The 26,332-nt window shown below is 70.2% G+C and carries 21 protein-coding genes, 1 tRNA gene and 2 pseudogenes; 10 read left to right on the plus strand and 14 right to left on the minus strand.

Features of this window, described 5'->3' with window-relative positions:
* Nucleotides 1-4: 4 nt before the first annotated feature.
* On the minus strand, nucleotides 5-1,234 hold the full coding sequence (locus ACIOEW_RS17340) for an MFS transporter (RefSeq protein WP_401964500.1): 1,230 nt from the start codon (nucleotides 1,232-1,234) through the stop codon (nucleotides 5-7).
* A gap of 112 nt (nucleotides 1,235-1,346) precedes the next feature.
* Here ACIOEW_RS17340 and ACIOEW_RS17345 point away from each other — a divergent pair, with 112 nt between their 5' ends.
* Complete coding sequence (locus tag ACIOEW_RS17345) at nucleotides 1,347-2,234, plus strand: LysR family transcriptional regulator (RefSeq protein ID WP_362547235.1); 888 nt, start codon at nucleotides 1,347-1,349, stop codon at nucleotides 2,232-2,234.
* Nucleotides 2,235-2,538: 304 nt separating this feature from the next.
* Nucleotides 2,539-5,913: a pyruvate carboxylase gene (locus tag ACIOEW_RS17350; RefSeq protein ID WP_401964501.1), complete on the plus strand. Its 3,375-nt coding sequence runs from the start codon at nucleotides 2,539-2,541 to the stop codon at nucleotides 5,911-5,913.
* A 45-nt stretch (nucleotides 5,914-5,958) separates the two neighbouring features.
* Here ACIOEW_RS17350 and ACIOEW_RS17355 read toward each other — a convergent pair whose 3' ends face one another.
* From ACIOEW_RS17355 to ACIOEW_RS17365, 3 genes are all read right to left on the minus strand, one after another.
* Nucleotides 5,959-7,809 (minus strand): hypothetical protein, encoded by a 1,851-nt coding sequence (locus tag ACIOEW_RS17355; RefSeq protein ID WP_401964502.1) that lies wholly within the window; start codon nucleotides 7,807-7,809, stop codon nucleotides 5,959-5,961.
* Nucleotides 7,806-8,867: an ATP-binding protein gene (locus ACIOEW_RS17360; protein ID WP_401964503.1), complete on the minus strand. Its 1,062-nt coding sequence runs from the start codon at nucleotides 8,865-8,867 to the stop codon at nucleotides 7,806-7,808. The genes ACIOEW_RS17355 and ACIOEW_RS17360 overlap by 4 nt, the downstream gene beginning before the upstream one ends.
* Before the next feature lie 274 nt (nucleotides 8,868-9,141).
* Nucleotides 9,142-9,813: a VOC family protein gene (locus ACIOEW_RS17365; RefSeq protein ID WP_362547223.1), complete on the minus strand. Its 672-nt coding sequence runs from the start codon at nucleotides 9,811-9,813 to the stop codon at nucleotides 9,142-9,144.
* A gap of 192 nt (nucleotides 9,814-10,005) precedes the next feature.
* Between ACIOEW_RS17365 and ACIOEW_RS17370 the strand changes: the two are divergent.
* Nucleotides 10,006-10,170: pseudogene (locus ACIOEW_RS17370) on the plus strand (IS5/IS1182 family transposase); the annotation flags it as partial.
* Between the two features lie 64 nt (nucleotides 10,171-10,234).
* Here the strand turns inward: ACIOEW_RS17370 and ACIOEW_RS17375 are convergent.
* Nucleotides 10,235-10,975, minus strand: a complete 741-nt coding sequence (locus tag ACIOEW_RS17375; protein ID WP_401964504.1) for a class I SAM-dependent methyltransferase — start codon at nucleotides 10,973-10,975, stop codon at nucleotides 10,235-10,237.
* Between the two features lie 171 nt (nucleotides 10,976-11,146).
* On the opposite strand from ACIOEW_RS17375, the gene ACIOEW_RS17380 reads away from it, so the two are divergent.
* Nucleotides 11,147-11,710 (plus strand): AAA family ATPase, encoded by a 564-nt coding sequence (locus ACIOEW_RS17380; RefSeq protein ID WP_401964505.1) that lies wholly within the window; start codon nucleotides 11,147-11,149, stop codon nucleotides 11,708-11,710.
* Nucleotides 11,711-11,914: 204 nt separating this feature from the next.
* Here ACIOEW_RS17380 and ACIOEW_RS17385 read toward each other — a convergent pair whose 3' ends face one another.
* Complete coding sequence (locus tag ACIOEW_RS17385) at nucleotides 11,915-12,493, minus strand: DinB family protein (RefSeq protein ID WP_362547511.1); 579 nt, start codon at nucleotides 12,491-12,493, stop codon at nucleotides 11,915-11,917.
* A 100-nt stretch (nucleotides 12,494-12,593) separates the two neighbouring features.
* Here ACIOEW_RS17385 and ACIOEW_RS17390 point away from each other — a divergent pair.
* Nucleotides 12,594-13,044: pseudogene (locus ACIOEW_RS17390) on the plus strand (helix-turn-helix transcriptional regulator); the annotation flags it as partial.
* A gap of 72 nt (nucleotides 13,045-13,116) precedes the next feature.
* Here ACIOEW_RS17390 and ACIOEW_RS17395 read toward each other — a convergent pair.
* Nucleotides 13,117-13,767 (minus strand): DNA-binding response regulator, encoded by a 651-nt coding sequence (locus ACIOEW_RS17395; RefSeq protein WP_362547214.1) that lies wholly within the window; start codon nucleotides 13,765-13,767, stop codon nucleotides 13,117-13,119.
* Between the two features lie 82 nt (nucleotides 13,768-13,849).
* Between ACIOEW_RS17395 and ACIOEW_RS17400 the strand changes: the two genes are divergently transcribed.
* Nucleotides 13,850-14,692, plus strand: coding sequence for an oxidoreductase (locus tag ACIOEW_RS17400; RefSeq protein ID WP_401964506.1), 843 nt, complete (start codon nucleotides 13,850-13,852; stop codon nucleotides 14,690-14,692).
* A gap of 156 nt (nucleotides 14,693-14,848) precedes the next feature.
* Here ACIOEW_RS17400 and ACIOEW_RS17405 read toward each other — a convergent pair.
* Nucleotides 14,849-14,922 (minus strand) — tRNA-Met (locus ACIOEW_RS17405).
* A 320-nt stretch (nucleotides 14,923-15,242) separates the two neighbouring features.
* Here ACIOEW_RS17405 and ACIOEW_RS17410 point away from each other — a divergent pair.
* The 3 genes from ACIOEW_RS17410 to ACIOEW_RS17420 all read left to right on the plus strand — a co-directional run bounded on the left by ACIOEW_RS17410 (nucleotide 15,243) and on the right by ACIOEW_RS17420 (nucleotide 17,831).
* Nucleotides 15,243-16,172 carry an LLM class F420-dependent oxidoreductase gene (locus ACIOEW_RS17410; RefSeq protein ID WP_401964507.1) on the plus strand — a complete coding sequence of 310 codons (930 nt, stop codon included), beginning with the start codon at nucleotides 15,243-15,245 and terminating at the stop codon, nucleotides 16,170-16,172.
* Between the two features lie 98 nt (nucleotides 16,173-16,270).
* Nucleotides 16,271-17,149: a sigma-70 family RNA polymerase sigma factor gene (locus ACIOEW_RS17415; protein ID WP_362547205.1), complete on the plus strand. Its 879-nt coding sequence runs from the start codon at nucleotides 16,271-16,273 to the stop codon at nucleotides 17,147-17,149.
* Nucleotides 17,150-17,315: 166 nt separating this feature from the next.
* On the plus strand, nucleotides 17,316-17,831 hold the full coding sequence (locus ACIOEW_RS17420) for a DUF6630 family protein (protein ID WP_401964508.1): 516 nt from the start codon (nucleotides 17,316-17,318) through the stop codon (nucleotides 17,829-17,831).
* Between the two features lie 157 nt (nucleotides 17,832-17,988).
* Here the strand turns inward: ACIOEW_RS17420 and ACIOEW_RS17425 are convergent, their stop codons facing one another.
* The gene (locus ACIOEW_RS17425) at nucleotides 17,989-18,276 is read right to left on the minus strand and encodes a DUF2087 domain-containing protein (RefSeq protein WP_362547199.1); all 288 of its coding nucleotides are present in this window, start codon (nucleotides 18,274-18,276) and stop codon (nucleotides 17,989-17,991) included.
* A 150-nt stretch (nucleotides 18,277-18,426) separates the two neighbouring features.
* On the opposite strand from ACIOEW_RS17425, the gene ACIOEW_RS17430 reads away from it, so the two are divergent.
* Nucleotides 18,427-18,867 (plus strand): GNAT family N-acetyltransferase, encoded by a 441-nt coding sequence (locus tag ACIOEW_RS17430; RefSeq protein ID WP_401964509.1) that lies wholly within the window; start codon nucleotides 18,427-18,429, stop codon nucleotides 18,865-18,867.
* Nucleotides 18,868-18,918: 51 nt separating this feature from the next.
* Here the strand turns inward: ACIOEW_RS17430 and ACIOEW_RS17435 are convergent, their stop codons facing one another.
* From ACIOEW_RS17435 to mmsB, 5 genes are all read right to left on the minus strand, one after another.
* The gene (locus ACIOEW_RS17435; RefSeq protein ID WP_401964510.1) at nucleotides 18,919-20,409 is read right to left on the minus strand and encodes a UDP-N-acetylmuramoyl-L-alanyl-D-glutamate--2,6-diaminopimelate ligase; all 1,491 of its coding nucleotides are present in this window, start codon (nucleotides 20,407-20,409) and stop codon (nucleotides 18,919-18,921) included.
* 509 nt (nucleotides 20,410-20,918) lie between these two features.
* Nucleotides 20,919-22,085, minus strand: coding sequence for a S1 family peptidase (locus ACIOEW_RS17440; RefSeq protein WP_401964511.1), 1,167 nt, complete (start codon nucleotides 22,083-22,085; stop codon nucleotides 20,919-20,921).
* A 165-nt stretch (nucleotides 22,086-22,250) separates the two neighbouring features.
* The gene (locus ACIOEW_RS17445) at nucleotides 22,251-23,780 is read right to left on the minus strand and encodes a carboxylesterase/lipase family protein (RefSeq protein ID WP_401964512.1); all 1,530 of its coding nucleotides are present in this window, start codon (nucleotides 23,778-23,780) and stop codon (nucleotides 22,251-22,253) included.
* A gap of 115 nt (nucleotides 23,781-23,895) precedes the next feature.
* Nucleotides 23,896-25,065, minus strand: a complete 1,170-nt coding sequence (locus ACIOEW_RS17450) for an aldose epimerase family protein (RefSeq protein WP_401964513.1) — start codon at nucleotides 25,063-25,065, stop codon at nucleotides 23,896-23,898.
* A 26-nt stretch (nucleotides 25,066-25,091) separates the two neighbouring features.
* A complete protein-coding gene (gene mmsB, locus ACIOEW_RS17455; RefSeq protein WP_401964514.1) occupies nucleotides 25,092-26,327 on the minus strand; it encodes a multiple monosaccharide ABC transporter permease in 1,236 nt (411 codons plus the stop codon).
* Nucleotides 26,328-26,332: the final 5 nt, after the last annotated feature.

The following is a 26,332-nucleotide window of genomic DNA, read 5'->3' on the forward strand; positions in this document are numbered from 1 at the left end:
TGGATCAGTGGGCCGCAGTGGCCGATTGCGTGTCGTGACCTCGGTGAGCCGAGGGCTTCGAGGACTCGGTCGCCCTGCGTCCGACGGTGATGCGCTCCAGAAGCCAGAGCAGAACGGTCCCGGCCGAGAGCGAGGCGCCCAGGACGCACACGCCTGCCCAGCCGCCGCGCACCCAGACCACCGAGGTCAGCGCGGACCCCACCGCACCGCCGATGAAGAAGGAGGTCATGAAGGCGGAGTTGATCCGGTTCCGGGCCTCGGGACGGAGCGCGTAGATGACGTTCTGGGTGCTGTTGAGAACCGCCTGATGCGCCAGGTCCAGCACGATGACACCGATGAGCAGCCAGACGAGGGACCGGGCTCCGGCCGCGATGGCTGCCCAGGATGCCACCAGCAGGACCGTCCCGGCGCCGGTCACGATCTGGACGTGCCCGCGGTCCGCCAGCCGCCCCGCGACCGCAGCCGTCAGTGCGCCCGCGGCACCGACCAGGCCGAAGAGGCCGATGGCCGACTCCGACCAGCCGTACGGGGATTGCACGAGCAGGAATGTCAGGGCCGTCCACAGCACGCTGAACGAAGCCAGACTCAGAGCGCCGATACCCGCGCGCCACCGCAGCAGCGGCTCGTACCGGAACATCGCCACCGTCGAACACAACAGCGCGGGATAGGACAGACCTCCGCCGTCCCCGCGCAGTCGGGGCAGGAAGACACGCAGCAGAACGGCCATCAGCGCCATCAGGACCGCGTTCACCCAGTAGACCGTCCGCCAGCCGCCCACCTCCGACAGCGCTCCCGACACGGTGCGAGCCAGCAGTAGGCCGAGCAGCAGGCCGGTCATCACCGTGCCGACCACCTTGCCGCGTTCGGCCGGGGCCGCCAGTGACACCGCGAACGGCACCACCACCTGCGCCCCCACCGAGGCCAGCGCCGTCAGGGCCGTCCCGGCCAGCAGCACCGTGCCGTTGGCAGCGGTCGCCGACACCAGCAGGAACACGGCCGTCGCCGCGTAGAGCAACACCGCCAGTCGCCGGCGCTCCATCAGATCGCCGAGCGGCACCAGCAGGATCAGGCCCAGCGCGTACCCGACCTGGGCCACCGTCACGACCAGCGCCGCCGCCGTGGGCCCGAATCCCAGCTCCCGGCCGATCAGGCCGAGCAGCGGCTGGGCGAAGTAGTTGCCCGAGACCGCCAGACCCGTGGCCACCGACATGAGCAGGAGCAGTCCACGTGACAAGCCGCTGTCCGTGCCAGATCTCATTGACTTCATGCGTTCAGCCTCAGTGACGGTCCATCAATGAGTCCAACACATGTTTGTCATCGGACCGATCGTGAATCACGATTGATCCATGGACCTTCAGCAGATGCGGTACGTCGTGGCAGTCGCGGAGACGAGCAACTTCACCCGTGCCGCCGAGCAGTGTCTGGTCGTCCAGTCCGCGCTGAGTCACCAGATCGCTCGGCTGGAACGCGAGCTGGGTGCCAAGCTGTTCGAGCGCACCAGCCGCCGGGTCCGGCTCACGGCCGCCGGCGAGGCGTTCGTCCCCGCGGCCCGCCAGGCCCTGGCTGCCGCCGAGCGAGCCCGCGCGGAAGTGGCCGCCGCCGCCGGGGAGATCCGGGGCCGGCTCGCCATCGGCGCCATTCCCACCGTGACGGCGGTCGACCTGCCCGCAGCACTGAAGCAGTTCCACCTGCGCCATGCGGAAGTGCGTATCGGCCTGCGCGCGGGCGCGAGCGAGGAACTTGCCGACCGGGTGCGGCAGGGCACTCTGGACGCCGCCTTCCTGGGGCTTCCCCTTGGGCAGCAGCCCAAAGGTGTCCGCGGCCGGGAACTGGCGCGCGGTCACCTCGTCGCCGTGGTTCCGCCCGGTCACCCGCTGGCGGACCAGGAACAGGTGGACCTGGCGCGGCTCTCGGACGAGCCGTTCGTCGACTTCCCCGCGGGCACGGCCGGGCGGGTGCAGTCGGACGACGCCTTCGCGGCGGCGGGGGTGCGGCGCGAGGTCGCCTTCGAGGTGTCAGCCCCTGACCCCATGGCCCGTCTGATCCGGCAGGGGCTCGGGATCGGAATGCTGCCCGCCGCCTACATGTCCGAGTTCCCCGACCTGCCCTTCGTCCGCCTCCGAGACGCACCGGCCCGGGTGGAGCACCTCGTCTGGAGCAGCTTCCGGCCGTCCCCGGCCACCACGGCCTTCCTGTCCCTGTTCGGCATCACGGCCGCGGAGTCGGGCGGGTGACGGGCAGCTGATGTCGGGGATTCCCCCTCAAGGCCGGATCGGATCGGCCGGACGCAGTCGCTCGCATCGGAGCACGTCGGGCCACCGCAGAGTTGCCGGCGAGCCGGTGTCGCGGCACGTGACGCACGCCATCCTTTGCCCTCGCGATCTCTGGGAAGGTCTCCGGTACGGTGTCGAACGCTCCGGGCCCGAGAACCACGGAGCACTTCGCCACCGCCACGTGACCACCGGATGCCGCCACGCGCATCCCGTGCGACATCGCCTGTCCTGAGGCCACGCGCCCGCGACACGACTGGGGAGTTTGATGTTCGAAAAGGTTTTGGTCGCCAACCGCGGGGAGATCGCGATCCGCGCATTTCGTGCGGCGTTCGAGCTCGGAATCTCCACTGTGGCCGTGTACCCCCACGAGGACCGCAACTCCCTGCACCGGGCCAAGGCCGACGAGGCCTACCGGATCGGGGAGGCCGGGCACCCTGTACGGGCCTATCTCTCGGTCGACGAGGTGATCAAGGCCGCCCGGAAGGCGGGGGCGGACGCGATCTACCCGGGGTACGGCTTCCTGTCGGAGAATCCCGACCTCGCGGCCGCGTGTGCCGACGCCGGGATCACGTTCGTCGGCCCGCCGGCACCGGTACTGAACCTGACGGGGAACAAGTCCCGGGCGGTAGCGGCCGCCAGGGCGGCCGGCGTGCCGGTGCTCAAGTCGTCCGAGCCCTCGGAGGACGTCGACGCGCTCGTCGCCGCTTCCGACGACATCGGCTTCCCGGTATTCGTCAAGGCCGTCGCCGGTGGCGGCGGGCGCGGGATGCGCCGAGTCGCGGAGCCGGGTGAACTGCGGGAGGCGATCGACGCCGCCATGCGCGAGGCCCACTCCGCGTTCGGCGACGCGACCGTCTTCCTGGAGCAGGCGGTGATCAATCCCCGCCACATCGAGGTGCAGATCCTCGCCGACGCCGACGGAAATGTCGTCCATCTCTACGAGCGGGACTGCTCGTTGCAGCGCCGCCACCAGAAGGTCGTCGAGATCGCACCCGCCCCGAACCTGGACCCGGACCTGCGGGACCGGATCTGTGCCGACGCCGTCGCCTTCGCGCGCCACATCGGATACGTGAACGCGGGCACCGTCGAGTTCCTCGTCGACGAGCGCGGCAACCACGTCTTCATCGAGATGAACCCGCGCATCCAGGTCGAGCACACCGTCACCGAACAGGTCACCGGCCGCGACCTGGTGATCGCACAGCTTCGCATCGCCGCCGGCATGACGCTGCCCGACCTCCATCTCACGCAGGACGACATCACACTCAACGGCACCGCCCTGCAGTGCCGCATCACGACGGAGGACCCGGCCAACGGGTTCCGGCCGGACACCGGCACCATCTCCGCCTACCGCTCCCCCGGCGGACCCGGCGTCCGGCTGGACGGCGGAACCGTGCACACCGGCGCCGAGGTCTCGGCACACTTCGACTCGATGCTGGTCAAACTGACCTGTCACGGGCATGACTTCACCAACGCGGCCCGCCGGGCGCGCAGGGCGATCGCGGAGTTCCGGATCCGCGGGGTGGCGACCAACCTGCCGTTCCTGGGGGCCGTGCTGGACCAGCCCGACTTCCGGGCGGGGCACATCACGACCAGCTTCATCGAGGAACACCCGGAGCTGATCCGGGCCCGCCCGTCGGCCGACCGGGGCAGCCGCATGCTGGGCTATCTCGCGGAGACCACCGTCAACCGGCCGTACGGTCCCCGGCCCGCCGTGATCGACCCCGCCGAGAAGCTGCCCGTCCTGCCGGCCGGTACGCCTCAGGCAGGGTCGCGGCAGCGCCTCGCGGCCATCGGTCCGGAGGCCTTCGCCGCCGAACTCCGGGCCCAGTCGGCCGTCGCCGTCACCGACACCACCTTCCGCGACGCCCATCAGTCGTTGCTGGCCACCCGGGTCCGTACCCGCGACCTGCTGGCCGTCGCCCCGCACGTCGCCCAGACCGTGCCACAGCTGCTGAGCATCGAGTGCTGGGGCGGGGCCACCTACGACGTGGCGCTGCGCTTCCTGGCCGAGGACCCGTGGGAGCGGCTGGCCAAGCTGCGGGAGGCGGTGCCGAACATCTGTACGCAGATGCTGCTGCGCGGTCGCAATACGGTCGGCTACACGCCGTACCCCACCGAGGTCACCGAGGCGTTCGTCGCCGAGGCCGCGACCACCGGAATGGACATCTTCCGGATCTTCGACGCGCTCAACGACGTGTCCCAGATGCGCCCGGCCATCGACGCCGTCCGCGCCACCGGCACCTCGGTCGCCGAAGTCGCCCTCTGCTACACCGCGGACCTCTCGAACCCCGCCGAGACCCTGTACACGCTGGACTACTACCTGCGTCTCGCAGAACAGATCGTGGAGGCGGGTGCCCATGTCCTCGCCATCAAGGACATGGCCGGGCTGCTGCGCCCGCCGGCGGCCCGTACCCTCGTCACCGCGCTGCGCGAACGGTTCGACCTGCCGGTCCACCTGCACACCCACGACACCGCGGGCGGGCAGCTCGGCACGCTGATCGCCGCGATCGACGCGGGCGTGGACGCCGTGGACGCGGCGGTCGCCTCCATGGCCGGCACCACCAGCCAGCCGCCGCTGTCGGCGCTGGTGGCCGCCACCGACCACACGGAGCGCGCGACCGGCCTCTCCCTCCAGGCGGTCGGCGACCTGGAGCCCTACTGGGAGGCGACCCGCAAGGTGTACGCCCCTTTCGAATCCGGACTCGCCTCGCCGACAGGCCGGATCTACCACCACGAGATCCCCGGCGGACAGTTGTCCAACCTGCGCCAGCAGGCCATCGCCCTCGGCCTGGGCGACCGCTTCGAACTCATCGAGGACTGCTACGCCGCGGCCGACCGCATGCTCGGCCGGCTGGTGAAGGTGACGCCATCGTCGAAGGTGGTCGGCGACCTGGCGCTGCATCTGGTGGGCGCGGGGGTCGAGGCGTCGGACTTCGAGTCGGACCCCGGCAAGTTCGACGTACCGGACTCCGTGATCGGATTCCTGCGGGGTGAGCTGGGCGACCCGCCCGGCGGATGGCCGGAGCCCTTCCGTACCCGCGCGCTGCAGGGCCGGCCGGCCAAGGCTCAGACGCCGCACCTGTCGGAGGAGGACCTCGCAGCGCTGCGGGAGTCGCCGCGCGCGACCCTGAACCGGCTTCTGTTCCCCGGTCCGACGAAGGAGTTCGAAGCCCACCGCGAGGCGTACGGTGACACGTCCGTGCTGCCGACGCAGGACTTCCTGTACGGCCTGGAGACGGAGACCGAGCACACCGTCACGCTCGATCCCGGTGTCACGCTGCTGATCGAGCTGGAAGCCATCTCCGAGGCGGACGAGCGCGGCTTCCGGAGCGTACTGGCCACCCTCAACGGGCAGTTGCGGCCGGTTTCGGTACGGGACAAGTCCGTGGCGACCGATGTGAAGGCGGCGGAGAAGGCGGACCGCGGCAACGAGGGCCATGTCGCCGCGCCGTTCGCCGGCGTCGTGACGCTCCAGGTGGAGGAGGGTGCTTCGGTGTCGGCTGGTCAGACGGTCGCGACCATCGAGGCGATGAAGATGGAGGCATCGATCACCGCGCAGGCCGCGGGGACGGTTCGGCGGCTGGCGATCGGCAAGGTGCAGCAGGTCGAGGCCGGTGACCTGCTCATCGAGATCGCCTGACGCGCAGGGCCCGCCCGCACGTCGGGCGGGCCCTGAGGGCCTGTCTCACCTCAGCCTGAACACCGGTCCGCGCGGAGTGAACGGCAACGAGGCACCCTGCGGGATCAGGAAGGCGTGCTCGCGCCTGATCCGCAGGGTGTCGCACCGGCCGTCGGTGATCAGGAGCAGCGGGGCCGTCGGCGGGAAGTCGTCGGCCCCCTGCAACAGGTCGACGCCCGGCTGGAGTTCGGTGCCCCCGCGGCCGCGGATGCGTACCCGGCCGGCGATCTCGGCCGGCGGCAGGTAGCCGGCGTCGTACGGTGCCGCGTCGCAGAAGACGACGCGCGCCGCGGGTACGTCGCGTGCCTCCGCGTACGAGGCGATGGCGCCGAGCGCCTTGCCGAGCAGCGTGCTGTTCATCGAGCCGGAGGTGTCCAGTACGACGCCGAAGGTGCAGCGCGCCGTCTCCTGCGGGGGGAAGTACCGGCCGGCGCGCGGGATGTCGGGGGTCGACGCCTGCCGCCGCGCCGGGCGCGCGTAGGAGCGTACGGGCTCGGGCCGCGGGACGTACTCGTCGAACCAGCGGGCGAGTCCCGCGTCCCATGGCACGGGCGGGTGGGCCAGTGCCCGGATCTCCTCGATGAGTCCGGAAGGCAGGCGACCGCGCTCGCCGAACTGGTGAAGGTCGAAGCCCTGGACCAGCCCGCGCCGGTAGAACTCGTCCAGATCCGTGTACGCGCGGGCCTCGGCGTGCGGCAGTGGCTCGCCGAGGATGTCACCGGCACCCCTGCCGCGCAGGGTGGCGAGGCGGCGCCGTTGCCGCAGGTCGCCCGCGATGCGGTCGTACACCTCCTCGGCGGACAACCCGCGCAGGCCGGGGTCGTACAGCAGTCCTTCGGGCATGTCGCCGACGCGCATCTGGACGAGCCAGTCGTTGACGACGTAGTCCGCCGCGACGTTGAAGAGGAACGGGTCTCGGCCGCCGCGGCGTTCGCCGTGACGCAGCGCGGCGTGCAGCATCTCGTGTGCGAGGACGAAGCGCCATACCTCGCCGGTCAGCGCCCGCAGCGGGTTGATGTAGATCTCGCCCGCCACGGAGCTCACCGCGGCGATGGCGATGCCCTGTGACCTGGCCAGTTCGGCGTCGGCGACGACGGTGAGTCCGGCGGCGAGCCCGCCGAGCAGGGGGTAGGAGGAGACGAACCAGTTCAGGGCCCGGTCCCAGGGCTGCTGCGGTGCACGCACTCCGGTGACACTGTCGCGGCGGCCGCCCGCAACGTCCATGGCTGCGGAGACGCTGCGGGTGAGGGCGCGCGCGAAGGCCGTCTCCCAGTCCGGGACGGCGGAGTTGTTCCAGGACTTCCAGGTGGTGAGGACCTGGTCCGGGTGCTCTCCGGCGGTTCCGCAGTGCTCGTACAGAGCCGGGATGCCGTCGCGGCGCCAGCGTGCGGCGAGTTGCTCCTCGTCACCACCGGGATAGGAGACCGGCTGGTCGGTGGGAGGACGGCCGGTCGGGTGGGTGAGCAGAAAGCGGTTGACGACCACGCAGCGCGCGGCGAGGTCGAACCGGTCGGGCTGCTCACGCGGGTCGTCGGCGGAGGCCGGCACGTGACCGAAGCCCAGATGAAGCAGGCAGTGGGCCAGGGCCCAGGCCCACTCGGCCGGATCGGCCCGCTTGGTGGGGTGGAGGTGGACGGTGCCGTTGGACGTGACGGCGGCCAGTCCCCCGCCCGGAGTCAGGTCGCAGTCAGCCTGTCTGCATACGGATGCCTCGACGGCGGCGAAAGCGGGGTTGCGTTTGGCCATGGCGAGCCCGGCGGCGAACGCCTCGGCGGCCGCGTCGGACGCGCCACCCTTGCCGGCCCTCCCGCCCTTGCCGCCCTTGTCGTTGGCCCGGCGGCCGGTGGCGGCCTTCATCGCCGGGCCTCGACCAGCCTCGGCATGTCGCGTGCGGCATCGACGAGGAACCAGGCGGGCAGCACCGGCTGGCCGTCGGCGTCGTCCGCGATGACGGTCTGCGCGACCTCGACGGAGATCTCGGCAAGCTGCACGAGCAGTGACTTGGCCCGGTAGGCCGTCTGCCGCAGGGACTCCGAGACGTGTTCCCTGCGCTGCGGCAACTCCTTCACGAGCCGTCCGCGGAACGCCTCGGCCAGGTAGTACAGCAGGTCACGGTCCTCGAGCCGGGCGGGCCATGAGGCACCGCCCTTGAGGATCGCCTCGATACCGAAGGAGTGGCGCACGATCTTCGCGTAGCCGCAGAAGGAGACGGCATGGGCGGGGGTGAGCGTGCCGTGCACGATGACCTTCAGCGTCTCCTCGTCGATGTCCGGCCCGAAGGAGTGCAGGGCGTCGGAGAGCATGTGCCAGGAACGGGGTGTGGAGAACGTTTCCTCGGTCTTGGGCGGCTGCGACCACAGGTGGTCGGGGCGGTCGACGAGATAGTCCGTCACCCATGGATGAACGCCGTTCTCCCCTGCCCACACCAGCCAGTCCTCTGCTGAGGCCCGCAAGTGGACATGGGTGAGCCGGTTGACCAGCGCGGACGCGATGGGCCTCGCCAGCGCGTTGTCCGTGGCACGGTTACCGGCCCCGATGACGATCGAGCCGGCGGGAAGCTCGTACGATCCGATCCGCCGGTCCAGGATCAGCGAGTAGAAGGCCTTCTGGACGTCGGGGGTGGCGGCGTTGAGCTCGTCGAGGAAGAGGCAGTAGGGCTCGTCTCGGGCGATGCCCTCGGGCGGGCAGAACACCGAACGTCCGTCGCGGATCTGCGGCACGCCGATCAGGTCCTCCGGTGCGAGCTGCGTCCCGAGGAGACTGACACACTCCATTCCCAGCGAATCGGCGAACTTCCGCACGAGCGACGACTTCCCGATCCCGGGCGCTCCCCAGAGGAACACGGGGCGCACGGTCGCCAGCCCCAGCAGCAGCTCGGGGATCTGGGCGGGGGTGACGGTGACGGCGGCCTGCACGCTGGAGAGTTCCTTCGGGGCTGGGGAGTCGGAGTCCGCCCAGTATGCGGAGACGGGATCACGCGCGCAGCCGAGTTTTCACCGTCCGAACCCCTGCTCCGAGGCCGCCGCCTGATGCAGTCGGTCCGGCGGCGGGAGCAGGCTGCCGCTTCAGCGCTCAGCCATCGGGCTCGATGATGGAAGAGGAGGCGACGACAGGCTGTTGCCGGCCCCGGTCGAGCCGTCGGGATCTCCCTCCTGCCAGCGAGAGGGCCGACTGATCTACGGGCAGCCCTTAGTCACGCCCGAGCGCCGTGCACACACATGCCTTGTTGCCCTCCGGGTCGGCGAGCACGGTGAACGCAGGGGCCTCGGAGTCATCGACCACTGTGCCGCCTGCGGCAACGGCGGCGGCGATGCGCTCAGCCGCCACTTCGGGAGCGAGCCACAGATCCATGTGCCAGCGTTGACGCGGGGTGCGGTGGGCGTCGGTCTGCTGAAACCACACGCTGGGGACACGGTTCTTCACGTCGAAGACCGAATCGAGAACGGCACGGCCGGCGTCGGCGCTCAGCAACGCCGCCCAGAAGGGACCTGCCGCCGCATAGTCGGCGGTGTCGAGGGCCAGCTCGAGCTGTGCCACCTCGCCAGGAGCGGCGACCAGGCCGAGATCGTGGGCCAGCAGGCTGATGGCACCGGCCAGTTCGAGGTCCTTGGAAGTGATCCACCGGCCACCGGCTTCGTCGACGCTGAACAGCGTCAGGTCGATGTTGCCGTTCCCCAGCGTGATCACCGGTACGTCGTGGCCGACGGCGGCGCCCGCCTGCGCGACCGCGGCCACGAACGCGGCACCGGCCACGGCGTCCGCGGCCCGGTACCGAGCAGCGAGGGGCTGGGCCAGTTTGCGCCAGTCCTGGAGCCCTCCCGCGATCTCGGCGAGAATTTCGGAGTTGCTGAGCGTTTCCATGCCCCTCATGGTTCCAGCGACACCTGATCTCGGCACTGCCCCCAGGCCCCGTGTCGCCGAGCGAACTGCAGCCCCCTCGCTCTGCGCCGGGTGTCCGCTGCCGAAGGAACGAGGCCGAAGACCGGCGAGGTGGATCTTGCAGGTCAGGCCGCCCCGAGACCGTCCGATTCCCTCGTCGGGGCGGTGGTGTCGCCCACTGGCTTCCCCAAGGAAATCCATCGCCGCCGCAGCGAGGTCGAGCGCACGGTCAACCGGCTCAAGCACTTCCGAGCCGTCGCCACCCGCTACGACAAACGTGCCTGCGTCTTCCACGGCACCGTCACCACAGCCGCCATCCGTCTGTGGCTCCGACCATGATCCGCCGGACAGTGCCCAAGCCTGCCCGGGGAGGAGATGCCTTCACGTCTCGGCGCGGCGGAACCTACGGTTTGTGGGTTACCCAGAGCAGTTCCGCCGGCCAGCGGTGTGCCCAGTCGGGAGGGTCGGTTTCGTTGTAGCCGTTGGTTGTTCCGAGTTCGGGCCGCGGCTCGATGAGGTCGTCGATGATGAGACCCGCGCCGCGCAGGACCTTCACCCAGTCGCCGTAGGTGAGCTGATAGCTGATCGCGCCGCCGCCTTCGGCGATGGTGTTCAGCCCGAAGTAGTCCTGCTGCAGCGTCGTGGTCACGCGGCTGGCGGCTTCGTCGTAGCAAGCTTCGAACCATGGGCTGGCGACGTTGAACACCAGGCGCCCGCCTCGGCCCAAGACGCGTGCGGCCTCCGGGACGGCCAGCTGCGGGGGCGCCCAGCTGAGCCCACCGAAGTCGCAGAACACCAGGTCGAAGCTGTCGTCGGCGAAGGGGAGTTGTTCGGCGGCGCCTTGCACCAGCGGGTAGCGGACCACTCCCATCGCGCGGGCCGCTGCGTCGAGTTGGGCCTCGGACAGGTCGAGCCCAACCACCGTGGCACCCTCGGCGGCGAGCGCCCTGGACCACTGCCCGGCGCCGCAGCCGAGTTCGAGGACGCGCTTGCCGGCGACGTCGCCCAGGGCGTGCAGGTGCGCGTCGGGGATGGAGTACATGCCCCACAGCCGGGGTGTGGCGCCGATTTGCGGGTCGTGCTCGTGCTGGTAGGCGTCGCTGATCCGGTTCCAGAGCCGCCGGTTGGCGGGGATGCTGTCCACGCACCGACTCCAGCACTGCCTGCCGGGGGCGGTCAACACGAATAGGGCACTGGCCGGCCCTCGCCTCGGTCCGGCCGTCCCTGGCTCGGCCCATGATTCGCCGGACAGTGCCCAGGCCGCGGGGCAGCACAAGGACGGGCGGGCCGTGCATGATTGGGGCGGACATCATCCATGGGCCAAGGGAGCGGCGTGGAGGAACTGGATTCTGCGGTTGTCCTCATCACCGGTGTGATGGCGTCGGGTAAGTCCACGGTGGCCGAGCTGCTCTGTGGGCGCCTGCCACGGGCCGTGCATGTGCGTGGCGACGCGTTCCGGCGGATGGTGGTCTCCGGCCGCGAGGAACTGCTGCCGGAGGAAACTGCGGAGGCCAGGGCTCAGTTGGAACTCCGCTACCGTCTCTCGGCACTGGTTGCCGACGCCTACGCGTCCGATGGCTGGACCGCGGTTGTCCAGGACATCATCCTGGGCGAGGACCTGCTCAGATATGTGGGCGGGGTACGCACCCGCCCTCTGTACGTCGTCGTGCTGGCTCCCTCCAAGGCAGCGGTGCGCAGCAGAGAGGCCGGACGGCCCAAGACCGGCTACGGGGTCTGGACGGTCGGTGCGCTCGACCGGTCGTTGCGCGTGGACACGCCGGACATCGGATTGTGGCTGGACAGTTCGGAGCAGACCGCTGACGAGACCGTCTCGGCCATCCTCGCCCGTCTCCCGGAGGCGCGAATCGACTCCTGTTGACATGAGCGGCCGAAACGGTGCGGGCCGACGTATGGGGTGCGCGTAGCGGCCCGCCGCTCAACCGATCGAGTCGGGGCTCGCGCGGTTTCACGGTGGTTCCGCTCCTGTCGGTCGGTTCCTCGGACGTCGGTCGTGGGCCAGGAGCGTGCGTCGGCGCACAGCCGGCACCGGGTCCTGAGCGGGCCCGGTCGGGGCCGTCCTGGGTCACGTGGCTGTCCGGCCGTCGATCGTCTCGCGCAGGATGTCCGCGTGCCCGGCGTGCTGGGCGGTTTCGGCGATGACGTGCAGCAGGACCCGGCGCACACTGCGCACCGCCCCCTGCTCGTACCACGGTGCTTCCGGCAACGGGTGGCACACCGACAGGTCGGGAACCGAGGCAATGGTCTCCTCGGTCCTGGCTGCGACCTGCTCGTAGCGGGCGACGACCCCGGCGAGGGTGTCGCCGGGCAGCATCCGGAATTCGTTCTCGTGGTCGGTGACCCACTGCGGGATCTCGCGGGCGGTCCCGGCGGCGAGGTCTGCCCAGGTGACGCCTTCGGGCAGATCGTGACTCATCGCCGAGGGACCCGAGACCGCGAAGCGCATCCAGCTCTCCTCGGTGGACGCGACGTGCTTGATCAGCCCGCCGAGGCACAGCGCACTGGCTGTCGGGCTCTCGCCCGCCTGCTCGTCGTCGAGTCCGCGGGACGTGGCGATCAGAGCCGCTCGTGCCGTCGCGAGCGCGGCAAGCAGGTCGACGCGCTCGGCATCGGCATCGGAGCGGGGCGTGGTGGGGGCGGTCATCGTGATCAGGCCTTTCCGGTGGTTCTTGTCGTTCGGCACGAGGCAACAGTTCCGGGAAAGCGGTCAGGTTATGGCCGCTTCTCCGGGCAGTACGGGAGGCATGCCGAAGACATCAGTGCGACCGCTGTCGCTGCTGTCCTGCTCCAGGCCCGCAGGGAGTGGCCGGGCGGGTTGCCGGCCGAGCGACTGCACGTCAGTGCGTGGACGGTCCGCCGCGATGTGGACCGGCTGAGCGAGCTGGGCTGTCCCGCACTCGTCTTCAGGGCCCGACGCCGGGTACGGGCTCGGCGCGGGTACGGGAGTTGCCGCCGCTGCTGTTCGACGACGAGCAGGCGGTCGTTCTGGCCATCGCTCTTCGGACCGCCGCGACCTCGGGTGCCGGAATCGAGGAAACCGCGGGACGCGCGCTGAACACCGTGCGGCAGGTCATGCCCGCCCGGTTGCGCCACCGGATGGACGACCTTGAGGTCACCGCCGTTGAGCGCCCGGCGCCCGGGCCGAACCCTGTGGCGGACAGCCGCCTGCTCATGACGCTCAGCGCCGCCGTACGCGTGCACGGGGGCTGCGCTTCGGCCCTGCGCCTCACGCGCTCGACCGGCCCGCCAGGAATGGCGGGACAGCCCTCAGCGAGGCAGCCCCAGCTCGCCCGCGCGCAGCCCGGCCTGGAAGCGCGAGCCGGCCTCGAGTGCGGCCATCAGCTCGGCCACGCGCCGCCGGTAGGTACGCAGCGAGACGCCGAGCCGTCTGGCCGCCGCTTCGTCGGTGAGTCCCGAACCAAGGGCTCTGAGGATCGTGCGGCTCTCGTCGTCGAGATGAGGGACGTCGCTGCGCAGATAGGTGTCGAGTTCGACGGAGTTGTCCCAGACCGCCGTGAGCAGCGAGTGCACCCCGTCAACCATGGTCTGCGATGTCGTCACGCTGTACTCACGGCCCGTGGGCGTCTCCCGTCCTGCAAGGATCATCACCCGCCGGTCGATGATGATCGTCTCGTGCGGCAGCGGCGCCCCGCTGATCCGGACGAGGGCCCCCTTGCTCTGCACCAGCCGCAGGTGCGCGCGGGCCTCCTCGTCGGCGAGGGCCACCGGGCTGAGCAGCTTGCGGGAAGTGAAGGCCGGGGCATCCACAGCACGCATCCGGAGCTGGATCGCGGCCCTCGCCTCCGGCTGCGACCAGGTGTCGAGGTCCCGGGCAGCACACAGGAACTCGCTGCTCGCGGACGCGAAGAGATGGCCGGCACGCGCGATCAGCTCCGCGTCCCCCTGGACTGAGAACATCTGTTCATTCCGCACCTCGCCAGTCTGGCATCAACCTGCCACGAGCTCGCCGGTACTCCTGCCTGCGGACACCATGAACCTCATGACGATCAAGACTTTCTCCCTCGGCGGGGACCTGACCATCCACCGCCTCGGCTTCGGCGCGATGCGGCTGGCGACGGGCACCTTCGACGGTCCGCCGCGAGCCCCCGAGACCGGCCTCGCAGTACTGCGGCGCGCGGTGGAGCTGGGTGTGAACCACATCGACACGGCAGGCTTCTACGGCAGAGGAACGGTACGGGCGAACGAGCTGATCCGTACGGCCCTGACTCCCTACCGTGACGATCTGGTGATTGCGACGAAGGTCGGGCCGCTGCCCGGGCCGAATGGTGTGCCGAGCGGGCAGGCGGCACCCGGTCAACTGCGCTCCCTGGTCGAGGCGGATCTGCGCGCCCTCGGCCTGGACCGGCTCGACCTGGTCTACCTGCGGGTGGGTGGCATGACCGGACCCGGCGGCGAGTCGATCGCGGAACGCTTCGCGGTACTGGCCGGGCTCCGGGAGGAGGGGCTGATCCGTCACCTGGGGGTCAGCAATGTCGACGCCGCCCAGTTCGCCGAGGCCCGGGCGATCGCACCCGTCACCGCGGTGCAGAACCAGCACACCGATGGCATCGGGCTGCTCGCCGAATGTGAGGAAGCGGGAATCGCGTACGTGCCGTACTTCCCGCTCGGCGGTGGCATCACCCCACTCGACACCGAACGACTCGGCAAGGTCGCAGCACGCCTGGGCGCCACCGCCGCCCAGGTGCGAATCGCCGCACTGATGGCGTCGTCGCCGGCAGTGCTGGCGATTCCCGGCACCGGTTCGCTCGATCACCTGGAGGAGAACCTCGCGGCGAACGAGCTCGTTCTCAGCGAGGAGGACCTGTCCGGTCTACGAGGCTGACCGGCCGCTCCGGTGACTCGCGGGCGACGAGCATCCTGCACGACCGGCCTTCAGGTGGCTTGCCGCCGCTGCAGACAGCGACACGCCCTGGAAGGCTCCGGCCGGTACGTGAAATGAGGCAGGCCCGGAACCTGAGTTCCGGGCCTGCCTCGACAGTAGCGGGGACAGGATTTGAACCTGCGACCTCTGGGTTATGAGCCCAGCGAGCTACCGAGCTGCTCCACCCCGCGTCGTTGTGATCCCTACCGTATGCCATCACAGCGGGTCCCGTGACCACCTGTGTCGCGTGAGCCCGGCGTTCCCGGTCAACCGCGGCGTGACAGCGGGCTGTTCGCCACGGAGATCGTCACCACGGAAACGGCCCTCGACGGAGATGAGGCCGCCGGCGGGATCCTCGGGGGCCCACGCGCGCCATGCGGACGGTGATTCCGGCGTCCCCGTCGACTCTCTGGACACCGGTGCTCCGGCGCTGCCTACTCTTGATCATTGCGTCAAAAGACCTCTGCCGTAGGGTAGTTACCTGATCACGTCGCCCAGAGGGAGTACACGTATGCCGGTCGCGCTCGGGCTTGGCCTGCCGCAGATGAAGCAGTACGACATCGGCCGCGACGTCGCCGTCGTGGCGCGCGCCGCGGAAGCAGCCGGGTACGAGAGCCTCTGGGTGTTCGAACGCGTTCTGTTCCCCGAGCCCGCGGCCCAGGGTCTCTACGGCATTCCTGGGCTGGCCTGGCCCGATCACTACCGCAGTGTCGCCGATCCGCTGATCACGCTGACGCTGGCCGCCGCGGCCACCGAGCGGGCCCGGCTCGGCACCAGTGTTCTTGTCGCCCCTCTGCATGTGCCCTTCCAGCTCGCCCGTTCACTGGCCACGCTCGACGCCGCCAGCGGGGGCCGCGTGATCGCCGGACTCGGGACGGGGTGGTCCCTGGACGAGTACGCTGCCGCCTCCGTCGCCCCCTTCGAGAAGCGCGGCGCCGTCCTGGACGAGCTGCTGGACGTGTGCGAGGCCGTCTGGGGGCCGGACCCCGTCTCGTACAAGGGGAATCTGACCACGATCGCTCCCTCCGAGGTGGGACCGAAACCGGCTCGTCCCATCCCCGTCTATCTGCCCGCGAACAGCCCCCGGGCCACGCGCCGTCTGGTCGACCGGGCCGATGGGTGGATGCCCGTCGCCATGGGTGCCTCTCAGCTGTCCGAGCAGTGGCAGCGGGTGCGGGACCTCGCCGCCGAACGGGGCCGCACGCGTGCGCTCGGTGTCTGCGCCCGTGCCAACGCGCGGTACAGCGCGGCGGCGGTGCCCTGCGCGGGCCGGCGTCCCTTCCACGGCAATGCCGCGCAGATCGTCGAGGATCTCGTCGCACACGCCGCCACAGGGGTTCCGGAGATCATGCTCGACCTCCAGGGCACGCTTCGTGACGCGTCGGAGCTCGTCGACGTGGCCACCGAGGTGTACGAGGCGGCACGGGCAGCCGGGGTCTGAGCAGCGTCCTGCGGATCCGCCGGCAGACAGGCGTCGGCGCACCAGTAGTTTCTCGGGGTGAGCTTCAGCGGAAACCCGCCGACGGAGGAACGTAACCCATGGATGACCGTACTGTGCCGGCCGAACGGTTCGAGGCGGACAGGAGCCACCTGAAAGCGGTGGCGTACCGGATGCTGGGTTCGGCAAGTGAGGCCGAAGACGCGGTTCAGGAGTGCTGGCTGAGGGCTGCTCAGGCCGACGTCAGTGATGTGCAGAACCTCACCGGGTGGCTGACCACGGTGGTGGGCCGGGTCTGCCTGAACACGCTACGCACTCGCCGTACCCGGCGTGAGGACTCTCTCGACGCGTACGACCGGCCCCCTGGCCATGACGAGGGGAATGCCCCGGAGCAGGAGGCCATGCTCGCCGACTCCGTCGGGCTGGCCCTCCTCGTGGTGCTCGACAGGCTGACTCCGGCGGAACGCCTCGCGTTCGTGCTGCATGACATGTTCGCGGTGCCGTTCGCCGAGATCGGCCCGCTGATCGACCGTTCCGCGGACACCGCCCGGCAGCTCGCGAGCCGAGCCCGTCGACGGGTGAAGGGCGGCTCCACGTCGCCGGATGCGGATCTGTCCCGTCGCAGACGCGTCGTCGAGGCCTTCCTGTCCGCCTCCCGCGGTGGGGACTTCGACGCGCTGGTCGCGCTGCTGCACCCCGATGTCGTGCTGCACGCCGACCGGTCCGTCATTCCCACCCCCGAGCCCGTCGTGGTCCGGGGTGCCCACACCGTGGCGAAGGGTGCGATGGCGGCCACGGGTCGCGCACTGTTCACCGGGGTCGCGCTCGTCGACGGTGCGGTCGCGCTGGCGATGGCGCCGCAGGGGCGGCTGCGTCTGGTTCTCGGCTTCACCATGGTGGACGGCCTGATCACCGAGATCGACGTGATCGCGGACCCGGACCGGCTCGGTGGGATCGACATCGGCGTCCTCGACGACTGATTCGGGCTCGGGGCCCGGTCGTCGACACGTCGTCGAAGTCGGCCCGGGCCTGTTCCCCGGCCCGTTGTCATACCCCTGTGGCAGGGTTCTTCTCAAGGCACCGGGCCGGGTGTCCTGTTCTCACTTGTCCGACGCAGTCCCACACCTGCCGAAGGAGCGTCTCTCCATGTCCGGACCCGACGACGTCCGTACGTCGCTCACAGCTGCGGCTGCGCTGCTCGCGCCCGCCCACCGGGCAGTCACCGAGCGGGTGCTGCACGCGTTCGACCGCCCCGAGGCGTATGTGCACGACCACGCCGACCGACTGGCGGACCGGGGTATCGACGAAGCGGTGCCGAATCTCGCCTGGATAGCGCTCATCGATGCCCTGGCTGACCACCGGCGGCTCGCGGAGTTCGACTGGAAAGAGGGCTCCCAGGAGGTCCGGTCCCAGTTGAACGGGCTCGACTCGCGCCCCTCCGTGGACCCTTGGGTGCTGGTCGAGGAGAAGGAGATGCTCCTGCCGACCGATGAGTTCCTGAATGCCTGCGGGCGGCACTACAGGGATGTCGGTGCGGCGCTCGTCGTACTCGACATCGAGTCGGACTGCTACCCCGTGGTGTGTCTGCGCGCCGCGCGGGTCCCGGAGCTGACCGCACACGCGAAGCGGGCGGGTTTCAACGCGTGGGCGCTCGGTCTCTGACACGGGTCCTGAAGGGAAGCTGAGCATCGCCCACCCTTCCGCGGCCGCACGAGGAATCCGAGCCGAGCCACACCGACTGCCACGACCGGCGGTCCCGCGAGGGGCCGCGGCTCCTCCGGCGGGGCGGCGGGCAGCCCCCGGCCGGGCCGTCACACCGTCACACCACCGGTCGCGCAAGACGCCGGTAGCTGACGCCGTCCTTGGTCCGGGCCAGCAGGCCGCCGATGACCATATAGCGGCGAAGCGCCGCACAGTCGTCGTGAACGGTGAGGAGAGCGTCGTTCACTTCGCGTTCGGTGTATGTCCGGTCGGACTGGAACAGCGTTTCCGCGAGGTGTTCGAGGAGTTGTTCGCGACGGGCGGTCTTGCGCGGGATCGTCGTCAGCCGCCCCTGGGAGAAGAGGGCGGCCACGCCATGGCTGGAGCTTGATCGGTTGTCGGGCATGGCCCGGAGCCTCTCAGCCGGATCCGGCGCGCTGCAACATGTTTCTCCGGGGAGTCCGTCCAGGCTGCGGAGACGGGCCGCCGGGCTGTCCCATCCCTGCCGAGGGGCGCGCGAGTTGACGCATGGGCGCTCTCGCGGTTTCCTGCTGCGATGACCGAACTGAGTATCGAGCCTGTGGATGGCGACGCCATGCTCCAGGACTGGCAGTACGTCCACAACGCGATCATTCCCACGGCAGTGCTGTCGTTCGCGGACGTACGCGAACGCTCCGGTCGCAACCGGCTCGCCGTGGCGTATCTCGGCGAAGTCCCGGTGGGCTGCTCGACCGTGCGGCCGCCTACCAGCAGCACTACGACGGCCACCGTGATCGCACGGGTGCTGCCGGACCACCGCGGCAAGGGGTTCGGCGGGCAGTTGTACGAGAGCGGCCTGGCGGCGGCGCGCGCGGTCGGCGCCGAGGTGATCGAGACCTGTGTTCTGGAGTCCAACCCGGAGGGGCTGCGCTTCGCGCTCGGCCGTGGATTCGTCGAGACCGAGCGGTATGTACTGCCGGGTGACAGCGTGCCTTTCATCGATCTGAGGCTGGCCTGATCTCACTCCTGCGGAAGGCGGCGCTCTGCGGCGGTCGCAGAGCGCCGGCTGTCAGTGCTGGAGGGCGGCGAGTTCTCGAACCGTGGCCATGTCGCTGAAGGGGATGAGCTGTTCGCCGACGATCTGGTAGGGCTCGCTGCCCTTGCCCGCCACCAGGACGATGTCGTCGGGGCCGGCGGCCGACAGGGCGAAGGCGATCGCCTCGCGCCGGTCCGCGCGGCGTTCGAACCTCGTTCCCGTGGCCCTGAGGCCCGGCGTGATCTGGTCCATGATCGCCTCGGGGTCCTCGTACCGGGGGTTGTCGGACGTCAGGACGCACAGGTCGGATCGGGACCCGGCGATCTCGCCCATCCGCGCCCGCTTGGTGACGTCCCTGTCTCCCCCGCAGCCGAACACGGTGATGACCCGGCCCCGGGCGAAGTCCCGTACGGCGCTGAGCACCTTGTCGAGGGAGTCCGGGGAGTGGGCGTAGTCCACGATCACCGCTGTGCCCCGCGGCGTCTCGAACCGTTCGAGCCTCCCAGGGACCGGAGGCATCCGGTCGAGCGCGGCCACAAGCCCGGCGAGGTCGTGTCCCAGGAGGTGGCAGGCCGCCACGGAGGCGAGTGCGTTGGAAACCGAGAAGCGCCCCGGCACCGGGATCGCCGCCGGATACTTGTCGCCTTCGTGGTGGAGGGTGAAGCGGGTACCGAAGGCGTTCATGCTCAGGTCCGTGGCACGGTAGTCGGCCGGCGCGTCGATTCCGTATGTGGTGACCATGCCCGGCATCGTCGGCACGATCGCGGCCCCCACCGGGTCGTCCGCGTTGACGACGGCGCTGCGGCACAGCCCTTGGAAGAGGCGGAGCTTGGCGTCGCGGTAGTGCTCCATGGTGCCGTGGTCGTCCAGGTGGTCCTGGGTGAGGTTGGTGAAGATGCCCACGTCGAGGAAGGCACGGTCCACCCTGTGGTGCAGCAGGCCCATCGAGGTGGCCTCCAGAACCACGGTGCCGACGTCCTGGTCGCGCATGTGTCCGAGGAGGTACTGGAAGTCCGGCGACTCCGGCGTGGTCAGGACCGAGCGGGGCATCGGGATGAGTTCGTCACCGATCCGGCTGCCGGCCGTGCCGATCACACCGACTTTCGCGCCCTCGGCGATCCTCAGTACGGATTCCACCATGTACGAGACCGAGGTCTTCCCGTTGGTGCCGGTGACGGCAACCATGTCCATGGACCGGCCGGGTTCTCCGAAGTACCGGGATGTGACGACTGCCGCCGCGGTCCGCGCGTCCGCCACCCGCACCACGCACGCACCGGTGGCCGCGGCCCGCACGGCCGCCAGGATCTCCGGTGCCTCGCTCTCCAGGAGCACGGCGACGGCTCCGCGCGCCAGTGCCGGGCCGACGGCCTCGGGACCGCCCTCACGGTGATCGGGCACGGCGATGTACAGCGAACCGGGCACGACGCGATGGGCGTCGAAGCAGGCTCCTGCGGTGATCGGGGTCTCCGGATCACCGAGGAGGACCTCGTGATCGTGACCGGCCAGCAACTCCCTCAGATTCATGCAGGGGTCCTCTCGAAAATGCGGCTCGGCCCGTCGGCCGCCGTCGTGGGATCGCCGACGGCGTGCCGCGGGAGCTGCGCATGGTGCGGGGTGCTGCGGTCTGCGCAGCGAAGGGGGTGGAACGGCTCCGGTGGCGGAGCGGGAGAGCGCGGCCGGGACGGGGAGTGCGTCGCGGTGCGGCCGGCTGCGGTGAGGTCCTGGTCAGCCGTGACCGTGCAGGGCGCGGCAGCGCGCCCGGGGAGCGGCGGGGCCCAGCAGGTGAGGCACCTGTCGCAGGCACTCCCTCACCGCATCTGTATGACCCATGAGTGGAGTGTACGTCCCGTGGACCGTGCCAGATCCCGGTCGCCTTCCCTGCCATGGTCAGAGGTTGTCCAGGTGGGGCTGTCGGGGCGGTGACGCGGCTGCCCCGGCCGGTCCCGGTGACCCGCCCGGCTCACGCGCCGGGGGCCTGCCACGCGGGAGCGGTGTGCTCCGCGTGACAGGCCCCCGGGACCGGTCGGCCTGGATCAGGCCGTGTGCAGCGTCAGCCCGTACCGGTTCAGGATCTCGTTGATCGGCTGGTGCCAGGTCTCACCGCCGGAACTGCAGTTGCCCCACCCGCCCGAGGTGACGCCCTGTGCCTGGTCCCCGCTGATGAAGGATCCGCCCGAGTCGCCCGGTTCGGCGCAGACACTGGTCTTGGTCATCTCGTGGACCGCGCCCTGGCTGTAGTTCACCGTCTCGTTGGTGGCGAGCACGTTCCCGCAGTGCCAGTGCGAGGTGGAGCCCGAGCGGCAGATCGAGGCGCCGACCGGGGCCACGGCAGAGCCACGGACCAGCTGATCGGAGACGGTGCCCCAGCCCAGGACCACGGGGACGGTCCACCAGCCGTTGCCCACGCTGACCCAGGCGTAGTCGTTGTCGGGGAAGGAGGATCCCTGGAAGTTGCCTATCCCCGATCCGTCCCAGCCGCTGACGGACGCGCCCGCCTGTCCGCAGTGTCCGGCGGTGACGAAGCCGCCGTACACGGAGAAGCCGATGGAGCACCGGACGTTCCCCGTGTAGTAGGGGTCGCCGCCCACCGTCCCCGCGGAGAAGGTCCGCGGCGCCTCGGCGATCCGCTCGACGGCCACGGGGCCGGCGTCCCGGGCCCGTTCGACGAACTTCCGGACATCGTTGTCGGACCGCGCCGAGGAGACGACGTTCACGACTATCTTGTTGGCCTCCGGGTCGACGTGCCAGCTGCTGACGCCGGCGGGCGCAGGGAGCTGGTCGATCCGCGCCTTGGCGGCGTCGAGGCTGCGCGCGGTGTGCGTCACCAGGCGGACGGCGGCGCCCGTCGCCCGTACGGCAGCTGCCTGCTTCTCGCTGGTGACGGCGACCGTGAGACCGCCCGTCGACCGGTCGAACCAGGAACCGCCGTACGAGGCCCCGGCGGCGCGTTGCGCGTCGGGCTGTATGGCGGTCGCCGTCTTCTCCGCGGAGAGCCGCGCCCTGGCCTGGCTCTCCGTCAGGCCGAGGTCCTTCTGCATGGCGGCCAGCAGACCGGCGGACGCCTGTGGCGTGCCGGTGGCGGTGCGGAATTCGGCGGAAGGGGCGTCCGCTGCCGAGGCGGACGGGAAGCCTGCGCCCGCCCAGGCTCCGACGAGGAGGACGGCGGACAGGGCTGTGCGTAAAGCCGTGGTGCGTCTCATGGTGTTGGCCCTTCTGTTGTTCCGGCGACGTGGGGGAGGAACAGCAGGCGTCCGGGAGACGACTCTTTTGAGAGCGCTCTCAGAGTGTGCCGATCCGGACTGTAGCCGAGCACCGTTAGCAGGTCCATGCCAATGACATCGCGGGGCCGCGCCGACGGGCCCGTCTCAGGGTCTCGCCGGGCAGTAGGCGAACGTGTTCCACAGCTCGCGGAGAGCCTCGCCGTCACGCCAGAAGTCGGGCCCCGCAGCAGGGTCCGCCGCCCCCCAGATCCTGATCGCGTCGCCCGAGACGTCGCCGACCTGCTGCCACCCCGGTTCACCGGTGGCCGCGAATCCCGCCCAGGCCGCGACCATCCGGGCCGAGAGTCGGTGGTCCTCCGGAGTCGGCGGACCACCGATCAGGAACTGGACTCTCTCGTCGGCGATGTTCCCGAAGGCGAAGGGAACGTCCGCACAGTGCCAGGCGTACACCCCCGGCTCCGCTTCACGCCGCTGCCGGGCGAATCGCGACAGGAAGGTGCGCCCGCCGCTCCGCGCATGCGCGGCGACGAGCCGGTTGCTGTACTCGCCGTACATCAGGTCCCCGCACAGCGCCAGACGGATCTCGCACACGGACGCCTCGGGCGCGATGCGGCGATAGCCCTCCGGCACGGAGTCCGGGAGCCCGAAGTCCTCGGCCAGGCGCGCCAGTTCGGACTCCGTCGTCACCTCGGCGCAGCTCCCGACGGCGTCGAACAGCCAGTACTCCTGGGTGGTGTGACAGACGAGGAGATCGACGTCCGAGGCCTCCCCGGCCGCGATGAGGCCCAGCGGATCGGCACGCAGGAGACGGCCGTCGGCGACCGGGCCGAAGATGACGGGGTCCCAGTACAGGTGTCCGGAGTGCGGATCCTTCCGGTACTCGTCGACGACCGCGTCGGAGCCCTGCACCAGGGCTAGCGGGGAAGCGGCTGCCAGTCCGGCGTGCGTCGCGGGGACCCCCGCCGAGGCGGCCACCTTCTGCAGGACGTGCTCGGCAAGTTCCGGTGCGAAGACCGGGCCGACCGCACTGTGCGCGATCGCCCGCCGGAACAGCCCCCGTGCCCCGTCCATGACCATCAGGCAGGCCACGGATGTCGCTCCGGCGGACTGCCCGGCCACGGTCACATTGTCCGGCTCACCGCCGAAGGAGGCGATGTTGTCGCGTACCCACTCCAGTGCGGCGATCTGGTCGAGCAGCCCGCGGTTCGGCGGACAGGTGTCCTCGCCGTCGGACGGTACATGGCCGAAGCCCTCGAACCCGAGACGGTAGTTGAACGTAACCACCACAAGGCCGGCGCGGGCGAGCACCGTGCCGTCGAAGTCCGGCTGGGCGCTCGACCCGAAGGTGTAGGCCCCGCCGTGGATCCAGACCAGCACCGGCAACGGGCGGTCCTCCGTCCCGTTCCCGCGTTCGGGGGTCCAGACGTTGAGGGCGAGGATGTCCTCGTCACCGGGCGACCACCGCGGAGCGCCCGGCAGCTCCGCCGACTGCGGCGAAACGGGGCCGTATTCCACGCAGTCGCGGGTCCCCTCCCAGGCCCGGCGCGGGCGCGGCTCCCTGAACCGGTCGGCGCCGAAGGGCGGTTCGGCGTACGGAATACCGAGTACGGCGACGACGCCCCGGTCCGGGGCGCGTCCGCGTACCCGGCCGCTCACCGTTTCGAAAACACTCATCAAGGGCTGCTCCGCCGTCCTTCACTCCCCCGCCCCGGCCGGGCGGCACGAAGATCAGAATGGCAGAGCAGCCGGTCTCGGTGCGAGCGGATTGACCGTCACCGCGCAGGGTGCGTCAACGCGTGGAGAACGCGTGCACGGTCGTCGTCCGGTAGGATCGGCCGGGGCGCAGCACGGTGGAGGGGAAGGACGGCTGGTTGGGCGAGTCGGGGAAGTGCTGGGCCTCCAGGCAGAACGCGTCGCCCTGCCGGTAGAGGCGGCCGGAGGTGCCGGTGAGGGTCCCGTCGAGGAAGTTCCCGGTGTAGAGCTGCATGCCGGGTTCGGTGGTGTACATCTTCATGACCCGGCCGGATCCGGGGTCGGTGACGGTCAGGGCGTACTCGGGGCGGGACGTGATGCCTTTGTCCAGCACGTAGTTGTGGTCGATCCCCTTCGCGATCACGGTCTGCTCGTGCGGGGTGCGGTCCTGCGTGCCGATGCCTCTGGTGCGGCGGAAGTCGAAGGGGGTGCCCGCGACGGGGGCGAGTTCGCCGGTCGGGATGAGCGTGGAGCCGACCGGGGTGTAGCGTGCGGCGGCGAGTTCCAGCAGATGGCCGTCGATCGTGCCGCTCCCCTCCCCCGCCAGGTTGAAGTAGGTGTGGCTGGTGAGGTTGACGACGGTGGCCCGGTCGGTCGTGGCCTCGTAGTCGATGCGCCATGCGCCGCGCGGGGTGAGGGTGTAGGTGACGCGGACGGCCAGGGTGCCGGGGTAGCCGGCCTCGCCGTCCGGGCTGGTCCGGGTGAGGATCAGGCCCGTGTCGGCGCCGCGGGTGAACGGCTCGACGTCCCAGATCCGCTTGTCGAAGCCCCGGTCGCCGCCGTGCAGGCTGTTCGGGCCGTCGTTGACGGGGAGCTGGTGGGTGGTGCCGTCGAGGGTGAACCGTCCGTCGGCGATGCGGTTGCCGTAGCGGCCGATCAGCCCGCCGAAATAGGGCGACTTGGCCACGTAGTCGTCGAGGTTGTCGAAGCCCAGGGCGACATTGGCGGTTCTGCCGTGGCGGTCGGCTGTCTCCAGGGACTGGATGACGCCGCCGTAGGAGAGGGCTCTGAGAGTTGTCCCGCCGTTGCTCAGGGTCCAGCGGTGCACCGCCGTGCCGTCGGCGAGCCGGCCGAAGAGCTCCTTGACGGGCGTGTTGCCGGTTGCGCTGCGACGGCCGTCGGTCGCGCGGGCGGTTCCTGCCGCGGTGACGGTGATGCCTGCGGCGGCCGCGGCCGTCAACACGGTGCGTCTGGTGGTGCTGGGCATGGGTGACTCCTTGACGGGGAGGGGAGTTACGAGCCGACCTTGCGTTTGTTGTAGACGTCGAACCCGACGGCGGCGAGCAGCACCAGCCCCTTGATGACCTGCTGGTAGTCGGTGCCGATCCCCACGAGCGACATGCCGTTGTTGAGTACGCCGAGCACGAGGCCGCCGATGATGGCGCCGAAGACCGTGCCGACGCCGCCGCTCATGGAGGCTCCGCCGATGAACGCGGCGGCGATGGCCTCCAGTTCGAAGTTGGTTCCGGCCTGGGGCACGCCGGCGTTGAGGCGGGCGGCGTAGACGATGCCGGCGAGCGCCGCCAGTACGCCCATGTTCACGAAGACGAGGAACGTGACGCGCTGGTCCTTGACGCCGGAGAGCTTCGCCGCGGCGCGGTTGCCGCCGAGCGCGTACACGTGGCGGCCGATGATCGCGTTGCGCATGACGTAGCCGAAGCCGATGAGGAGGACGGCGAGCAGGAGGAGCACGACGGGGACGCCGCGGTAGCTGGCCAGGGTCATAGTGAAGGCGAGTACGGCCGCGCCCATGGCCACGCACTTGGCGAGGAAGATGTTCCGGGGCAGGACGTCGAGTTCGTAGCGCTGCTGGCGGCGGCGGTCGCGGACCTCCTGGAGGAGAGCGAAGACCAGCAGTGCGCAGCCCATGAGGAGGGTCAGGTTGTGGTAGTTGGTCTCGGGCCCGATCTCCGGAAGGTATCCGGTGGAGATCTTCTGGAAGCCCTCGGGGAACGGGCCGAGCGAGCGGCTGCCCAGGAGGATCTGCGTCCCGCCGCGGAACAGCAGCATTCCGGCCAGCGTGACGATGAACGAGGGGATGCCGACGTACGCGATCCAGAAGCCCTGCCAGGCGCCCGCGACCGCTCCGACGATCAGCGAGAGCACGAGAGCGAGGACCCAGGGCATGTCGTGCTGGACCATCATGACCGCGGCGGCCGCGGAGACGAATGCGGCCAGTGAACCGACGGAGAGGTCGATGTGCCCGGCGATGATGACGATCATCATCCCGATGGCGAGAACCAGGATGTAGCTGTTCTGGAGGACGAGGTTGGTGACGTTGTTCGGCTTGAGCAGGACCCCGTCGGTCCATATCTCGAAGAGGACGACGATCAGCCCGAGGGCGATGAGCATCCCGTACTGGCGCATGTTGCGGCGGACCGCGTCCAGGAGGAGGGTGCTGGTCGTGGGAGGCGCGGCCAGGGCTTGCTTGACGGTGCGCTGCGGGGTGTCGGTGGGGGCCTGGGGCATTCCTG

This window comes from Streptomyces sp. NPDC087901 (assembly GCF_044742205.1).
In the GTDB taxonomy this organism is placed as follows: domain Bacteria; phylum Actinomycetota; class Actinomycetes; order Streptomycetales; family Streptomycetaceae; genus Streptomyces.

Bases quoted from the DNA above. Each gene is read 5' to 3' on its own strand.
- ACIOEW_RS17350 (WP_401964501.1), top strand. From the start codon at position 2,539: ATGTTCGAAAAGGTTTTGGTCGCCAACCGCGGGGAGATCGCGATCCGC.
- ACIOEW_RS17355 (WP_401964502.1), bottom strand. From the start codon at position 7,809: ATGAAGGCCGCCACCGGCCGCCGGGCCAACGACAAGGGCGGCAAGGGC.
- ACIOEW_RS17385 (WP_362547511.1), bottom strand. From the start codon at position 12,493: ATGACCGCCCCCACCACGCCCCGCTCCGATGCCGATGCCGAGCGCGTC.
- ACIOEW_RS17365 (WP_362547223.1), bottom strand. From the start codon at position 9,813: ATGGAAACGCTCAGCAACTCCGAAATTCTCGCCGAGATCGCGGGAGGG.
- ACIOEW_RS17425 (WP_362547199.1), bottom strand. From the start codon at position 18,276: ATGCCCGACAACCGATCAAGCTCCAGCCATGGCGTGGCCGCCCTCTTC.
- ACIOEW_RS17430 (WP_401964509.1), top strand. From the start codon at position 18,427: ATGACCGAACTGAGTATCGAGCCTGTGGATGGCGACGCCATGCTCCAG.
- ACIOEW_RS17415 (WP_362547205.1), top strand. From the start codon at position 16,271: ATGGATGACCGTACTGTGCCGGCCGAACGGTTCGAGGCGGACAGGAGC.
- ACIOEW_RS17410 (WP_401964507.1), top strand. From the start codon at position 15,243: ATGCCGGTCGCGCTCGGGCTTGGCCTGCCGCAGATGAAGCAGTACGAC.
- ACIOEW_RS17420 (WP_401964508.1), top strand. From the start codon at position 17,316: ATGTCCGGACCCGACGACGTCCGTACGTCGCTCACAGCTGCGGCTGCG.
- ACIOEW_RS17345 (WP_362547235.1), top strand. From the start codon at position 1,347: ATGGACCTTCAGCAGATGCGGTACGTCGTGGCAGTCGCGGAGACGAGC.
- ACIOEW_RS17380 (WP_401964505.1), top strand. From the start codon at position 11,147: ATGGGCCAAGGGAGCGGCGTGGAGGAACTGGATTCTGCGGTTGTCCTC.
- ACIOEW_RS17440 (WP_401964511.1), bottom strand. From the start codon at position 22,085: ATGAGACGCACCACGGCTTTACGCACAGCCCTGTCCGCCGTCCTCCTC.
- ACIOEW_RS17450 (WP_401964513.1), bottom strand. From the start codon at position 25,065: ATGCCCAGCACCACCAGACGCACCGTGTTGACGGCCGCGGCCGCCGCA.
- ACIOEW_RS17445 (WP_401964512.1), bottom strand. From the start codon at position 23,780: ATGAGTGTTTTCGAAACGGTGAGCGGCCGGGTACGCGGACGCGCCCCG.
- mmsB (WP_401964514.1), bottom strand. From the start codon at position 26,327: ATGCCCCAGGCCCCCACCGACACCCCGCAGCGCACCGTCAAGCAAGCC.
- ACIOEW_RS17395 (WP_362547214.1), bottom strand. From the start codon at position 13,767: ATGTTCTCAGTCCAGGGGGACGCGGAGCTGATCGCGCGTGCCGGCCAT.
- ACIOEW_RS17435 (WP_401964510.1), bottom strand. From the start codon at position 20,409: ATGAATCTGAGGGAGTTGCTGGCCGGTCACGATCACGAGGTCCTCCTC.
- ACIOEW_RS17400 (WP_401964506.1), top strand. From the start codon at position 13,850: ATGACGATCAAGACTTTCTCCCTCGGCGGGGACCTGACCATCCACCGC.